The sequence below is a fragment of the Paenarthrobacter sp. NyZ202 genome, assembly GCF_049860755.1.
Classification (GTDB): Bacteria; Actinomycetota; Actinomycetes; order Actinomycetales; family Micrococcaceae; genus Arthrobacter.
Genome location: NZ_CP187556.1, coordinates 4,147,917 through 4,161,399, shown reverse-complemented (window position 1 = coordinate 4,161,399; position 13,483 = coordinate 4,147,917). Strand labels below are relative to the sequence as shown.

General features: G+C 65.5%; 11 protein-coding genes. 3 read left to right on the top strand and 8 right to left on the bottom strand.

Features of this window, described 5'->3' with window-relative positions; translation table 11 throughout:
* Window positions 1-48 precede the first annotated feature (48 nt).
* The 3 genes from ACPFL9_RS19260 to ACPFL9_RS19250 all read right to left on the bottom strand — a co-directional run bounded on the left by ACPFL9_RS19260 (window position 49) and on the right by ACPFL9_RS19250 (window position 4,215).
* Entirely contained in the window at window positions 49-1,809 is a 1,761-nt protein-coding gene (locus ACPFL9_RS19260) for an FG-GAP-like repeat-containing protein (protein WP_426004596.1), read from the bottom strand.
* 86 nt (window positions 1,810-1,895) lie between these two features.
* Complete coding sequence (locus ACPFL9_RS19255) at window positions 1,896-3,038, bottom strand: FG-GAP repeat domain-containing protein (RefSeq protein WP_426004595.1); 1,143 nt, start codon at window positions 3,036-3,038, stop codon at window positions 1,896-1,898.
* Window positions 3,039-3,087: 49 nt separating this feature from the next.
* Window positions 3,088-4,215 carry an FG-GAP repeat domain-containing protein gene (locus ACPFL9_RS19250; RefSeq protein WP_426004593.1) on the bottom strand — a complete coding sequence of 376 codons (1,128 nt, stop codon included), beginning with the start codon at window positions 4,213-4,215 and terminating at the stop codon, window positions 3,088-3,090.
* Window positions 4,216-4,446: 231 nt separating this feature from the next.
* Here ACPFL9_RS19250 and ACPFL9_RS19245 point away from each other — a divergent pair, with 231 nt between their 5' ends.
* The 3 genes from ACPFL9_RS19245 (at window position 4,447) to ACPFL9_RS19235 (ending at window position 7,133) form a co-directional block, all read left to right on the top strand.
* The gene (locus tag ACPFL9_RS19245; RefSeq protein WP_426004591.1) at window positions 4,447-5,055 is read left to right on the top strand and encodes a TetR/AcrR family transcriptional regulator; all 609 of its coding nucleotides are present in this window, start codon (window positions 4,447-4,449) and stop codon (window positions 5,053-5,055) included.
* Window positions 5,056-5,324: 269 nt separating this feature from the next.
* Window positions 5,325-6,518, top strand: coding sequence for an NAD(P)-dependent malic enzyme (locus tag ACPFL9_RS19240; protein WP_426004589.1), 1,194 nt, complete (start codon window positions 5,325-5,327; stop codon window positions 6,516-6,518).
* A 111-nt stretch (window positions 6,519-6,629) separates the two neighbouring features.
* Entirely contained in the window at window positions 6,630-7,133 is a 504-nt protein-coding gene (locus ACPFL9_RS19235; protein ID WP_426004588.1) for a DUF456 domain-containing protein, read from the top strand.
* Window positions 7,134-7,239: 106 nt separating this feature from the next.
* Here the strand turns inward: ACPFL9_RS19235 and purU are convergent, their stop codons facing one another.
* From purU to ACPFL9_RS19210, 5 genes are read right to left on the bottom strand one after another with little or no spacing between them, the layout of a single operon-like run.
* On the bottom strand, window positions 7,240-8,139 hold the full coding sequence (gene purU, locus ACPFL9_RS19230; protein WP_426004586.1) for a formyltetrahydrofolate deformylase: 900 nt from the start codon (window positions 8,137-8,139) through the stop codon (window positions 7,240-7,242).
* A 2-nt stretch (window positions 8,140-8,141) separates the two neighbouring features.
* On the bottom strand, window positions 8,142-9,521 hold the full coding sequence (locus ACPFL9_RS19225) for an L-serine ammonia-lyase (RefSeq protein WP_426004585.1): 1,380 nt from the start codon (window positions 9,519-9,521) through the stop codon (window positions 8,142-8,144).
* On the bottom strand, window positions 9,521-10,165 hold the full coding sequence (locus ACPFL9_RS19220) for a sarcosine oxidase subunit gamma (protein WP_426004584.1): 645 nt from the start codon (window positions 10,163-10,165) through the stop codon (window positions 9,521-9,523). The genes ACPFL9_RS19225 and ACPFL9_RS19220 overlap by 1 nt, the downstream gene beginning before the upstream one ends.
* On the bottom strand, window positions 10,158-13,103 hold the full coding sequence (locus ACPFL9_RS19215) for a 2Fe-2S iron-sulfur cluster-binding protein (RefSeq protein WP_426004583.1): 2,946 nt from the start codon (window positions 13,101-13,103) through the stop codon (window positions 10,158-10,160). Before ACPFL9_RS19215 ends, ACPFL9_RS19220 begins: the two co-directional genes overlap by 8 nt.
* A complete protein-coding gene (locus ACPFL9_RS19210; RefSeq protein WP_426004582.1) occupies window positions 13,100-13,471 on the bottom strand; it encodes a sarcosine oxidase subunit delta in 372 nt (123 codons plus the stop codon). The genes ACPFL9_RS19215 and ACPFL9_RS19210 overlap by 4 nt, the downstream gene beginning before the upstream one ends.
* Window positions 13,472-13,483: the final 12 nt, after the last annotated feature.

Genomic DNA, 13,483 nt, shown 5'->3' with positions numbered 1-13,483 from the left:
AAATTCACACAGAAGACAAGTCAAGCTTCAAAAGCAACCGAAATCGGCTTAGAAAACCGCCGTGAAGCTGTCCCAGCCCCAGCCGACAGCCGCGGGACCTTTCCAGTTGCCGTTGCCCGCGCCGTAGTACATCACCAGTTGGCCGGAGGAATCGATGGCCCAGACGTCATTAAAGCCGTCGCCGTTGAAATCACCCGCGCCACCGATCCGTGACATGACGTTCCATCCGGTCCCGACGGCCCGCGCCGTGGTCCACCCTCCGCTGCCGTTGCCACCATACAGCCGCAGGTTCCCGGCGGAGTCGCGCCCCATGACGTCGGGGTGGCCGTCGCCGTCGAAGTCGCCGGGGGAGAAGACGTGGCTGAGGACTTCCCAGCCCTGGCCCACTGCGCCGGGTGCCCGGAACCCGCCGCTTCCGTTGCCCGGATACAGCACCAACGCGCCAGTGGGCGTGCGGGCCATGAGGTCGTTGTTGCCGTCGCCGGAGAAGTCGCCCACGGGGAAGACCGCGTCAAAGATGTTCCAGCCCCACCCGATTTCCTTGCGCGCCAGCCAGCCGCCAAGGCCGTTGCCCGGGTACAGGAAGAGCGTGCCGTTCCGGTCCCGGCCAATGACGTCGTTGAACCCGTCGCCGTTGAAGTCACCGGCGTTGAAGACGGTGTCGAAGACATCCCAGCCGTAACCGATGGTCCTCCGGGCCTGCCAGCGGCCGGCTCCGTCCGTGGGGTACAGCAGCAGGTTCGCGGCAGCGTTCCGGGCGAACATGTCCAAGGAGGTACCGGCGTCGAACCCTTCTGCGGGCGGCTTGTTCCGCACCACGGTGCGGCCGTACACCGTGAACGGCCTGGTCATCCCGGCAGGATCACCGGCCTGGACTACTGCCCGGAAACCCACGACGGCGCCACGGTCGGCAGCGGTCAGGGTGTAGGTACTGCTGGTCGCACCGCTGATCGGGGTTCCGTTCCGCACCCATTCATACCTGACGCTGAGGGGACCGCCGGCTGTTCCGGTGGAGACGGTGGCCTCGTTGAAGACGCCGGTGAGCTTTGATCCGACGGTCAACTTGCCCTGGAGTGTGGGAGGTGTGGCCGTCATGGGGGAAGTGGGCGTCAGGGGAAGCGACGACGCGGACACTGCGCGGTACCCGGACCGGGTTGCCGTCACGCGGACGGACAGGGTCTGGTCAAGGTCCGCCTCGACCACCCGGTAGCTGTTGACCGTCGCACCGGCGATCGGCTGCCCGTTCCGCAGCCACTGGTAGATGTAGCCGGTGGGCGGATGGGTCCAGGCGCCGTTGTCCGTGCTGAGGACCTGGTCGTAGCGCGCCGTCCCGGAGACTACCGGCGGCTTGGTGTTCGGGTTGTCCACCAGGGGGAGGGCAGGGTTGTCGACCGAGAAGTCGATCCTGTCCAGGGCGCCAGGGCGCTGGGTCGGCGCTTCCAGGCCCTGGGTGAGGAAGATGATGTTGCCATCACGTCCGTACCGCACGGCACCCTGCTCTGCGGGCAGGGTGATATTAACGCTGACCAGCCTGTAGCGGCCGGTTCGTTTGAAGGAGCTGCCCGTCACAGGAACCTTCGCCTGTGCGCTGTACGGTCCAGCGGCTGAACTGGTGGGGCCCAGGAGGGTCGCTTGTTCCAGGGTGTCCTGGTTGACGTAGGTGAATCCGACTTCCTTGGCAGGACCGTTCAGGGTGAAGGACACTGCAATGGTGTCGCCGGGCCCCGCAGTGGGCGGCGATGTCAGCGTGGCAACGGTGGGCAGCGGGACGCCCGGCCCGGCAGCGCCGGCCGGAACGGGTACGGCCATGACCAATCCTGCGACGAGGAACACCGCCAGGAGAACCCTTAAAAGAGGGCGGACGGAAAAGAACACTGCCATGACTCCCCCAGCCCTTAGAAGACGGCGTTGAAGCCGCCCCAGCCCCAGCCGATCACGCCGGAACCGTTCCAGCCGCCGTCGCCGTCACCGTAGTAGGCGATGAGGCGGCCGGACCCGTCCACGGCATGGACGTCAACGTTGCCGTTGCCGTCAATATCGCCGGCGGACGCAATGGTTGCCATGCCGCCCCAGCCCCAGCCGATGGTGGAGGACCCGCGCCAGCCGCCGCTTCCGTTGCCGGTGTACAGGCGAAGGTTTCCAGCGGTGTCCCGGGCCAGGACATCGACGTCGTTGTCCCCGTTAAAGTCACCCGGGGTGATGATCTGGTTGACCACGTTCCAGCCGGTGCCGGCTACCGACCTGCCCAGCCAGCCGCCGTTGCCGTTGCCGGGGTAGAGGAAGAGCGTGCCGGCGGAGTCCCGTGCCAGGACGTCGTTGTTGCCGTCTCCGTTGAAGTCGCCGGGGGAGACAATCGCAGTGAATCCGTTCCAGCCGCTGCCGATCTGCCGGCCGGCGAAGAAGCCGCCGTCGCCCGTGCCTGCGTAGAGGAACAAGCGGCCGGAAGAGTCGCGGGCCAGGATGTCGTTGACGCCGTCGCCGTTGAAGTCACCCGGCGAGAGGACGGAGGTGAACCCGTTCCATCCAGGTCCCACGGTACGGGGTGCTTCCCAGGCGTTGCCGGAGCGCGGATAAAGGACGAGGTTGCCGTCCGTCCGCCGGGCCAGAACCTCGAAGATGCCGCGGCCGGTGAATCCGTTGGCGCGGTGGGAAGCGGAGATCGCTGCGGTTTCCTGGCTGGATACCTCCACGGGGTCACAGCCGTTCTGGCTGGCTACCAGGTGTGCGGCGATTGTTGCTCCCCGGTCTTCCTCCGTGACGATGTAGTTCGGCCACTGTCTGGAAGAGAGGACGCCGTCGCGGGTCCAATAGATGCTGTAGTCCGGACCGGCAGCAGCTCCGCAACCGCTGAACGAACCCTGTTCGATCTCCACGGTGAGCGTCGAGCCAACGAACGGAGCGCCGTGGATGACAGGTTGGTCGGGATCCATGGTTGCCTGGGCCGGGGCCGGTGCCAGCATGAATGCCGCTGCAATTGCGGCCGCGATTCCGGCTACGGCCCGGCGCACGCCAAACACAGGGCACGGTAAAGCGTTCATTGTGTCCTCCCCAGACTTATGCGCCAATAATATCGCGGCTGGGTTTCAGCTAAAAGATTGCTGTGAACCCGCTCCAACCATTACCTGCCGGCTCGGACTTGCGCCACCCGGTCCGTCCATCGCTGTAATACATGACCAGCCGGCCCTGTTGGTCCACGCCGTAGACATCGGGAAAGCCGTCCCGGTCAAAGTCGCCCGCAGCGCCGACAGACTTGAGGGCACTCCAACCCACCCCGATCAGCCACGACCGCGTCCACCCGCCGGCGCCGTTGCCGCCATAGAAGTAGAGGTAGCCGCTGCGGTCCCGCGCCAGGACGTCGACCTTGCCGTCGCCGTTGAAGTCTCCGGGAGTCACCAGTGCGTCCATCACCTGCCAGCCCTGCCCGACGGCGGTCCTCGCCAACCAGCCTCCGGAACCGTTGCCGGGGTAGAGGTACAGGGCGCCACCTGGCTCCCTGGCCAGGATGTCGCTGTGGCCGTCACCGTTGAAGTCGCCCGGGCTGACAATCTGGTCAAAAATGTTCCAGCCCCTGCCGATCACCTGGGCAGGCTTCCAGCCGCCGGTTCCGTCGCCCGCATAGAGGTAGAGGGTTCCGGCGGCGTCCCGTGCCAGAACGTCGCCTTTGCCGTCACCGTTGAAATCCCCTGGGGCAAGCAGAGCATTGAAGCCGCTCCAGCCCCACCCCACGGCACGCGTGGTGTCCCAGGCTGTTCCCTTGCGCCCGTACAGCATAAGGGTGCCGTCGTTGGTGCGGGCCAGGAGTTCGAAGCTGCGACCGGTGAAGCCGCTGGCGCGGTTGGCCGCTGCCACGGGCCCGGTCTCGTTGCTGTGCAGCGTTTCTCCCGAACACGCGGTCTTGCTTGCTGTCAGGTGGGCGGACATCCGGGCTCCGGTGTCATCGGGCTGAAGGACGTAGGTACGGGCGGTTTCACCTGCTACGAGGAAGCCGTCACGGGTCCAGTAAACCGTGAAGTCAGGCCCCTTTCCGCCGCCGCAGCCGTAGAAGGTGTAGGGCCCGATCTCCGTGGCAAGTGTCTTGCCCACCACAGCCTCTCCCTGGACCACCGGGTCGGGCCCGCTGCCGGGGGCTGCCGACGCCGGCAGGGCGCCAAGTGCCATGACCGCCGCAGTGGCCGTTGCAAGCGCCGCTGCCATCCGGCGTCGTAATGTCCCCATGCTGTTCCTCCCGCGCCTGTGCCCCCAACCGGGTCGGAGTTGGGGGTGAAAACCTTCCTGAAGTTTAGGGTCGCGGGCAGCGGAATCCGGGGAGCGGCATGCGGCCGGCCTGATCCTGGCACTCTCAGGAAACAGTCAAGAAGCTCCCGTATCATTGATGCGATCGGCCAGCCGCGGGTCCTCGATTCCGGCCGGCCGCTGCCTTGCCAGCTTCCCAAGAGATCGCCGGAGATGTCTGCAGCAAATTCACTGGAACCGTACTCACTGGATCTGACCACGGGGTTGCCCCGCATGGCTGCCGCGCCCACCACGCCGCGGCAGTTGCTGCGCTATGCCCGGATCCTGAAGACGGCCGCCGGTTTTGCGCAGCGCCAGTTCGACACCCTGAGCCTTTCCGATGTTGCCGCCCGGGCCGATGTTCCGCTGGGAACCCTGTACCGCTACTTCCCGTCCACCGCGCATCTCATGCTCGCGGTCTACCGGCAGCAGTTGCGTGAGCTGAAGGACGGGCTGCGGCAGCGCGACGGCAAGGGCCATGTGCTCTCCGGGCTGATGATGGAGATCTTCCACCTGCGGGTCATGCAGCCGGGCGTTGAACATTGCCTGATCCGGCCTGCGGGCAAGGACACTGACACGGCGCAGCTGCTGCGGGAGATCGACGTCCTGTCCGAGGAAGTGGTGGGTTCTTTGACGGACCGCGGCAGCAAGGACCCGGCCAGGGCACGTATCCTCCTGCATCTGGTCAGCGGGCTGGTCCAGGCGGTCCGGTGCCGCCGGCTGTCCCTTTTTGAAGCGGAGAAGGACCTTAAGAGGGCCTGCAGCCTGCTCACCGGTGACTGACTGGTCTAGACCGGAGGCCTGCTGGAATGCGGTTTTTCCCGTGACGTGAGTCACATTCTTTGCTGGATAAACGTTTTACTCTTGAATCGTCTCTCTTGGTATTGAATCTTGTACCTTCCGGGCTTGCCTACGCTGGAAAGACCGAAGCGGCTAGCAGCCCATCTCTGCAGAAGCACCTTCCAGGCCAGCCACCTTTTGGCCTGAACAGCAGTTCTGTTCCTGCCCGAATCATTGCCGTGGGTCCACGGCTAGCCTGAGGAGACAACGACGTGTCCACCGAGACAATCGCTACTGAAACCACTGACAACCTGATCCTCACCGAAGAGGAAATCTTCACCGCCCACGAGGGCGGCAAGCTCACCGTCACGAGCACTGTTCCGCTGAACGACAAGCGCGACCTCTCCATCGCCTACACCCCCGGCGTCGCACAGGTCAGCCGCGCCATCCATGCCGACCCCAAGCTGGCCCGCACCCACACCTGGGCAGAGCGCCTGGTGGTAGTGGTCAGCGACGGCACCGCCGTCCTCGGCCTGGGCAACATCGGCCCCAGCGCTTCCCTCCCTGTGATGGAGGGCAAATCGGCGCTGTTCAAGACCTTCGGCGACCTCGACTCCATCCCGCTGGTCCTCAACACCACCGACGTGGACGAGATCATCGAAACCCTGGTCCGCCTCCGCCCGAGCTTCGGCGCAGTGAACCTCGAAGACATTTCGGCGCCGCGATGCTTCGAACTCGAAGAGCGGCTCATCGAGGCCCTGGATGTCCCGGTCATGCACGATGACCAGCACGGCACCGCCGTCGTGGTCCTCGCAGCGCTGACCAACGCCGCCAAGGTGACCAACCGCGCCATCGAAGGCCTTAAGGTAGTTGTCTCGGGCGCAGGAGCCGCCGGCATCGCCATCGCCGAGATCCTCCTGGCCGTGGGCATCAAGGATGTCATCCTGCTCGACTCCAAGGGTGTCATCAACGCTGACCGTGCAGACCTCGTGGCCGATTCCGGCAGCGTCAAGGCCCGCTTCGCCCAGCGCACCAACCCCCGCGGGGTCAGCGGCGGCCCGGCAGAGGCCCTGACCGGCGCCGATGTCTTTGTGGGTGTCTCCTCCTCCAAGCTGGATGAAGAACACCTCAAGCTCATGAACAACCAGTCGATCGTGTTCGCGCTGTCCAACCCGGACCCCGAGGTCCTGCCGGAGGTGGCCCGCAAGCACGCCGCTGTTGTTGCTACCGGCCGGAGCGACTTCCCGAACCAGATCAACAACGTCCTGGCCTTCCCGGGCATCTTCCGCGGGGCCCTGGACGCAGGTGCCCGCCGCATCACGTCCGAGATGAAGATCGCGGCGGCCCTCGCCATCGCTGAACTTGCCGAGGAAGACCTCTCCGCCGACTACATCGTGCCGAGCCCGCTGGATGCCCGCGTGGCACCTGCGGTCACCGCGGCAGTCGCTGCCGCAGTCACCAAGTAGCGGTCACCACCGCTTCCACAACGACGGCGACCCTCCCCACCGCGGGGAGGGTCGCCGTCGTCGTAGGCGTCAGAAGACCGGACCGAAGCTCAGCCACCTAGACTTGGGGCCATGAACGCCGAACTTATCGTGACCATCCTGTGCGGCCTGGCCATTGCGGTAGGGATAGCCGGGACCATCATTCCGGTGCTGCCCGGAAGCATCCTGATCGGCGCAAGCTTGCTGGCCTGGGCCATCTGGGGAGGAGCCGGAACGCTGGGTTGGGTGGTCTTCGGTGTGGGCCTGGTGTTCGTGATCGCGGGCATGGCGGCGAGCGCGGTCCTGACCGGGCGGAAACTCAAGGAACATGGCATCCCCAACAGGTCCGTGGTGATCGGACTCGTGCTGGGCGTCGTGGCCATGTTCCTCATACCCGTGGTGGGGCTCCTGGTGGGGTTCGCCGTCGGCCTTCTGCTCAGCGAGGTCCAGCGGACCCGCAACTTCCGCACCGCCGTCCGGTCCAGCCTGGCTGCCATCAAGGCCACGGGCATCGGCATTCTGGTGGAGTTCGGGCTGGCGTGCGCCGCCGGGAGCACGTGGATCATCGGGGTGTGGATCAACGCCGTGACCCCTTAACCACGCGCCGAGATGGCACTTGATGACAATGCTGGGCGGCAACATTGTGATCTTTTGCCATCTCGGCGGCGGCTTAGAAGCCCGCAGGCAGGCAGGAAGCAAGGCCCTACTTCAACACGATCGTCCTGTTCCCATTCAGGATGATCCGCCCTTCGCAGTGCCAACGAACGGCGTTGCTGAGGGCCTTGCATTCCGTGTCCCGACCGGCGGCTACGAGATCGTCCGGTCCGAACGTGTGGTCCACCTCCACTACCTGCTGCGAGATGATCGGTCCTTCGTCGAGTTCACCGTTGACGTAGTGCGCGGTAGCGCCCACGGTCTTGACGCCTCGTGCGTAAGCCTGGTGGTACGGCTTGGCGCCCTTGAAGCTCGGAAGGAACGAGTGGTGGATGTTGATGGCCCGGCCGTCAAGCTTCCGGGCAAGGTCGTCACTGAGGACCTGCATGTAGCGCGCCAGGACCACGAGTTCCACGTCGAGCTCGTCGATGATCTCCAGCAGGCGTGCCTCGGCAGCGGGCTTGGTTGCGGCGGTGACAGGGACGTGGAAGTACGGGATTCCGTGCCACTCGGCCAAACCCTTGTGGTCAAGGTGGTTGGACACCACTCCCACCACGTCGATGGGAAGCTCGCCGATGCGCGCCCGGAACAGGAGGTCGTTCAGGCAGTGGCCGAACTTGGACACCATGATCAACACTTTGCGCTTGTAGCCCTGGCGCTCCAGCTGCCAGTTCATCCCGTACTTTTCGCCCACAGGGGCAAAAGAAGAACGCAGCGCCTCAACCGTGGACTCGTCTCCCTCGGATGCGAAGTGCACCCGCATGAAGAAGTGACCCTCGGCGCGATCGCCGAACTGCTTGTTGTCGATGATGTCGCAGCCGTGCTCCAGCAGGAACCCGGAGACCGCGTGCACAATGCCGGGACCTTCGGGGCAGTCCAGGGTGAGCACGTGCTCCACGGTGGTCCCTTCACCGGAAGGAACGGAAGTTTCGGTTTGGATGGCAGTCATTGCTAGCACTCCACTACGTTGACGGCGAGGCCTCCACGGGAGGTCTCTTTGTACTTGGATTTCATGTCGGCGCCGGTCTCGCGCATGGTCTTGATGGCCTTGTCCAGGGAGACTTTATGGCTGCCGTCGCCGTGCAGGGCAAGGCGGGCAGCGTTGATCGCCTTGACGCTGGCAATGGCGTTCCGCTCGATGCACGGGATCTGTACCAGCCCGCCCACGGGATCGCAGGTGAGGCCAAGGTTGTGCTCGATCCCGACTTCCGCTGCATTTTCAACCTGCCTCGGAGTTCCGCCGAGCACCTCGCAGAGCCCTGCGGCCGCCATGGAGCAGGCCGAACCCACCTCGCCTTGGCAGCCGACTTCGGCGCCGGAGATCGAGGCGTTGATCTTGAACAGGATCCCGACGGCGGCCGCGGCCAGCAGGAACCGCACGACGCCGTCGTCGTTGGCTCCTGGAACAAACTTGGTGTAGTAGTGCAGCACCGCCGGCACAATGCCGGCCGCGCCGTTGGTGGGTGCCGTAACGATCCGGCCGCCGGCCGCGTTCTCCTCGTTCACCGCCAGGGCAAACAGGTTCACCCATTCCATGGCGAGCAGGGGATCGCTGCTGTTGGACGCGTCGGCTTCAGCCAGCTTCTTGAACAACGACGGCGCCCGTCGCTTGACGCTCAAGCCTCCCGGCAGGATTCCCTCGGCAGAGCAGCCGTTGTCCACGCACTCCCGCATGACGGCCCAGATGCCCAGCAGCCGTTCGCGGAGCTCCTCCTCGGAACGCCAGACGAGCTCGTTGGCCAGCATGATGTCGGAGATGGATTTGCCTTCGCGTTCGCAGATGGCCAGGAGTTCGTCGCCGGTCGTGAAAGGGTAGGGCTGGACCGTGGTGTCCGGCACCACCTTCTCCGTGCCGGTGACGTCGCCATCCACCACGAAGCCGCCGCCGATCGAGTAATAGCTGCGCTCCCGCAATACCGCGCCGGTGTGATCCAGGGCGCGGAAGGTCATCCCGTTGGGGTGGGCAGGGAGGGATTTGCGGCGGTGCAGGACCACGTCCTCTTCCCAGTTGAAGTCCACCCGGTGGGTTCCGCCCAAGCGCAGCTCTGCATCCAGCGCAGCAGCCGCCACCTGGTCATCCGCCGTGCGGGTGTCCACTGTTTCGGGGGAGTGGCCCTGCAAACCCAGGACCACGGCTTTGTCCGAGCCGTGGCCCCGGCCGGTGGCGCCCAGGGAGCCAAAAAGCTCAGCCTGGACGCGCACCGTGGCCGGGAGTTGGCCGGACGAAACAAGTCCGTCCGTGAACTGCTTTGCCGCCCGCATCGGGCCGACCGTGTGTGAAGACGACGGCCCGATGCCAACGGAAAACAGGTCGAGCACACTCAGTGCCATTACGGAACCTCAGGCGACGCGTACTCCCGCATGGAATCCAGGAGCCAACGACCCAGGTAATCGGCAAAGGAAGCGCGCGGGAAGATCTTGAACGTCTCCTCGTCGACCTTCCAGAGGACCACCGGGATGTGTCCGATTTCCGTGGACAGGGCGGTGCCTGCCTTCAGGACGCGGGGGTGGAGGTCCAGTGCGCAGCTCTTCTCCAAGACTGCGCGGGCGCGGCTGCCCGAGAGCTCGAACGTGGTGCGGTTGGCGGAGAGGTCCACCACCTGGCCGGAGTCGCTGCCCAGAGCGGCCGTCAGGTCGCCGACAAGGGAGCCGCCGAGGGAATCGTGGGATCCCTCCGGTGCCACCACCAGGAACTCGGTGGGGCCGAGCCACACGGTGCTGGCGGAATCCGAGGACACTACCTCGCCGCACGCGGCAGGCAAGCCGCCGGTGACGGACGCAACCCGGGTACCGGCGTCGGACGTCCTGTCCACCCGGACACCCACCTGGGTCTGGTAGGGGATTTCCTTGAGCGTAACCGCCCCGGGCACTGAGCCGGCGGCGAAGGCGTCGGCAAGGTGCTCGGCCGGGCTGCGGCGCGCGGCGCGAACGCGGTCAACATTCACGGTTTCTGCGGGAGTTGCTGTCTCAGCCATCTTTGCGGGTCCCTTCAGCATCAAAAAGTACGGTTTCGCCAACAACCACGTCCACCAGCTGGTCTCCCACGGAAGCCACGAGGGTTTCGCCAATGCGGTTGCGGCCGTTCTGGATCAGGGCCAAGCCAAAGGAACGGCCCAGGGCGGCGCTGTGGTAGCTCGAGGTCACGAAGCCTTCCATGGGAACGGGACCGTTGGCCGGGTTGACCGCGATGCCCTTCTCCACGAGCTGGGTGCCTTCGGGCAGCTTCAAGGAGTGGTTCACGGGCAGGACGCTCACCAGGTGCTTGCGGTCCTCGCGCTTGGAATCCTCGCGGAGGTAGGAACGCTTGCCGATGAAGTCCTTGGCCTTGGACACAATCCATTCCATGCCGGCATCCTGCGGGGTGACCGTGCCATCGGTGTCCTGGCCCACGATCGGGTAGCCCTTTTCGGCGCGGAGGACGTGCATGGTTTCGGTGCCGTACGGGGTGATGTTGAACTCGGCACCGGCTGCGGCAACGGCCTCCCAGGTGTTGAGTCCGTACCAGGACGGAACGTTGATTTCGTAGGCCAGTTCACCGGAGAAGGAGATCCGGCAGACACGGGCCTGAACGCCCGAGGCCAGCGTGGTCTCGCGGAAGGTCATGAACGGGAAGTTCTCGGCTTCCAGTCCACCGTTTTCGGCCAGCTGCGGGGCCACCTTGGCGATCACCGCACGGGACTTGGGACCGACGACGGCGATCGTGCTCCACTGTTCCGTGACGGAGGTGAAGACCACATCCAGTTCCGGCCACTCCGTCTGGTGCCACTCTTCGAGCCAGTCCAGCACCTTGGCTGCGCCGCTGGTGGTGGTGGTCATGAAGTAGGTGTCCTCGTCCAGGCGCAGGGTCACGCCGTCGTCGAAGATCATGCCGTCCAACGTGCACATAACGCCGTAGCGGGCCGAGCCGGGAGCGAGCTTCTTGAACGCGTTGGTGTACACACGGTTCAGGAACTCGCCGGAGTCCTTGCCACGGATTTCGATCTTGCCGAGGGTTGTGGCGTCCATGAAGCCCACGGAGTCGCGGACTGCGGCGCACTCGCGGAGTACCGCGGTGTCCATGTCCTCGCCGGCCTGCGGGTAGTACCAAGGACGCTTCCACTGTCCGACGTCTTCGAACAGTGCGCCCTGGGCAACGTGCCACGGGTGGATGGAGGTGACGCGGGCCGGGTCGAACAGCTCGCCGCGCTGGCGTCCGGCCAGGGCTGCGAAGGCCACCGGGGTGAACGGGGCGCGGTACGCGGTGGTGCCGATCTCGCCGATGCCCGGAACAGCGTCCGCGCCGCCGAACTTGAGCGCTGCGGCAATGACGCCGATTGCGTTGACGCCGGAGGTCTTGCCCTGGTCATTGGCGGTGCTGATGGAGGTGTACCGCTTGACGTGTTCCACGGACCGCATGCCCGCACCCGTGGAGCGGAGGACGTCGGCCACGGACTGGTCGCGCTGGAAGTCCACGAAGTGGTTGTGCCACTCACCCGGTTCACCGGTCTGGCCGGGAACCAGCCACAGCTGGCGGGTGGGTGCGCTGGCTACCGGAGCGTTGACCTCGGAAGGAGTCACTGCGGACTCGAAGCCTGCAGCGATGGATGCGGCTGCACCGGCGGAGATACCCTCTGCCAGGCAGTCCTGCAGTTCGTAGCTGCCACGGCCTGCGCCCACAACCTGCTGGTCGCGGACCACGGTGGAGGGGACGAACGCTGCGAGTTCATCGTCCCAACGCAGTTTGCCCTGGCGCTGGCTGTGGAGGTGGACCACAGGGCTCCAGCCACCGGACACGGCGAGGACATCGGCGGCGATCTGCTCGACGCCCGAGGTGAGTTCGCCGTCGTCGTTGATGCTGCGGACGGTGACGCCGCTGAGGCGGCCCTTGTCATCTGCGCTGGTATCGGCAACGGCGCTGCCGATCAGGACGCGCAGGCCGGATTCGACGGCGGCTGCGGCCTTTTCGCTGATCTGCGGACGGGCATCGACGACGGCGGCAACCGGCACGCCTGCTGCCTTCAGGTCCGCGGCGAGCAGGTAGGCGGAGTCGTTGGTGGTGCTGATGACGACGCGCGAACCGACGGCGACGGCGTAGCGGTTGAGGTAGGTGCGGACGGCCGAGGCGAGCATGATGCCCGGGCGGTCGTTGTTCTCGAAGACCAGCGGACGCTCGTGGGCGCCCGGTGCCAGGACTACCTGTGCAGCACGGATGTGCCAAATACGGGTACGGGAGACGCCGGGAGCTGCAGGAACGCTCAGGTGGTCCGTGCGGTTCTGGGCTGCAATCAGGTAGTTGGAGTCGTAGGAGCCGAAAGCCGTGGTGCGGTGCAGGACCGTGCATTCCTCGGCAGAAACGAGTTCGGCTTCAACGTCGGCAACCCACTCCAGGGCGGGCTTGCCTTCGATCTCTTCCGCGAGTCCCTCCGCGGTGGAACCGGAAAGCAGCGAACCGCCGAGTTCGGGCTGGTCGTCGATCAGGATGACGCGGGCGCCGGTGCGGACTGCTTCACGGGCAGCTGCCAGGCCGGCAACGCCGCCGCCGACCACCAGGACGTCGGTGTGGACGTACTTCTTGTCGTACTCTGCCTTGTCTTCGGCCGGGTCAAGCTTGCCCAAGCCGGACAGGAGCTCGATGCTCTGTCCGTCCACCAGCGAAACAGCCGTGGCGGGGAGCATGGACTCGGCAACGTGGCCGGGGAAGCGGGGCGCGATCTTGACCAGTGCGTTCGGCTCTTCGACCCCTGCGGCGACAATACCGCGGGGGCGGTCCTCGTAGAGGGAGTTGCCTGCGTTGATGTGGCCGTTGGCAAGGAGGGCCGAAGCGATGGTGTCACCGGGGTGGCCGACGAATTCCTGGCCATCCACGGTGAACCGCCAGGTGATGCTGCGGTCAATGCGGCCGCCGGTGGCAAGGCGGGCGTTCTGGCTGCTCACTTCTGGGCTCCTTCCGGGGAGGTGGTTGTGGTGGGGGCTGCCGGTGCGAGTCCGGGGGTGCCGGCTTGACCTGCTGCTCCCTGGTCTGTCGCTGCGAGGTCCGGCCGCGGTGAGCCCATCGCGTAGATCGAGTGGATGTCGTAGCTCACGGTGTCCCGGAGCATGTTGAACCACTGGCGGCAACCGGTGCTGTGAACCCAGCGTTCGGCGTAGGTGCCCTTGGTGTTCTCGCGGTAGAAGAGGTACTCAGCCCACTCCCGGTCCGTGAGGTCGTTCGGGTTTTCCGGGTAGGGGACGTGGGCCTGTCCGCCGTAGTGGAATTCGGTTTCGTCGCGTGGCCCGCAGTTGGGGCATGAAATGAGGAGCATGTCTTTTCCTGT

Excerpts from the sequence above, each read along its gene's own strand:
- ACPFL9_RS19225 (WP_426004585.1), bottom strand. The coding sequence starts at position 9,521 with ATGGCACTGAGTGTGCTCGACCTGTTTTCCGTTGGCATCGGGCCGTCG.
- purU (WP_426004586.1), bottom strand. The coding sequence starts at position 8,139 with ATGACTGCCATCCAAACCGAAACTTCCGTTCCTTCCGGTGAAGGGACC.
- ACPFL9_RS19235 (WP_426004588.1), top strand. The coding sequence starts at position 6,630 with ATGAACGCCGAACTTATCGTGACCATCCTGTGCGGCCTGGCCATTGCG.
- ACPFL9_RS19260 (WP_426004596.1), bottom strand. The coding sequence starts at position 1,809 with ATGGCCGTACCCGTTCCGGCCGGCGCTGCCGGGCCGGGCGTCCCGCTG.
- ACPFL9_RS19210 (WP_426004582.1), bottom strand. The coding sequence starts at position 13,471 with ATGCTCCTCATTTCATGCCCCAACTGCGGGCCACGCGACGAAACCGAA.
- ACPFL9_RS19250 (WP_426004593.1), bottom strand. The coding sequence starts at position 4,215 with ATGGGGACATTACGACGCCGGATGGCAGCGGCGCTTGCAACGGCCACT.
- ACPFL9_RS19245 (WP_426004591.1), top strand. The coding sequence starts at position 4,447 with ATGTCTGCAGCAAATTCACTGGAACCGTACTCACTGGATCTGACCACG.
- ACPFL9_RS19220 (WP_426004584.1), bottom strand. The coding sequence starts at position 10,165 with ATGGCTGAGACAGCAACTCCCGCAGAAACCGTGAATGTTGACCGCGTT.
- ACPFL9_RS19255 (WP_426004595.1), bottom strand. The coding sequence starts at position 3,038 with ATGAACGCTTTACCGTGCCCTGTGTTTGGCGTGCGCCGGGCCGTAGCC.